Annotated in this window: 1 pseudogene; it reads left to right on the forward strand. The window is 87.3% G+C overall.

Going from position 1 to position 283, the window contains the following annotated elements:
* A pseudogene (locus tag LO771_RS30425) lies at positions 1–283 on the forward strand (sigma-70 family RNA polymerase sigma factor); the annotation flags it as partial.

Genomic DNA, 283 nt, shown 5'->3' on the forward strand with positions numbered 1-283 from the left:
CCTCGGCGGGCCGCCGGGCCCGCGCCGCACGGCGCGGTCCGGCCCCGGCCCCCGGTCCCGCCCGCGGCCGGGTGCACCGCGCCCCCGCCCCGGCGGCCGACCCGCGCGTCGACCGGCAGGGCTTCCCCCGGCACCGGGCGGACTCCCCGGACCTGGCGGCGGCCCGGCGCAACCGGGCCGTGACCACGACGGTCCTCGCGGCGGTGCTCGCCGCCCCGGTGGCCGCGCTCTGGGTGGCCCACCGGGGCGGCGACGGCGCGGGCGGCCCGGCCGCCGTCTCCTC

The organism is Streptacidiphilus sp. ASG 303 (assembly GCF_020991365.1).
Classification (GTDB): Bacteria; Actinomycetota; Actinomycetes; order Streptomycetales; family Streptomycetaceae; genus Peterkaempfera.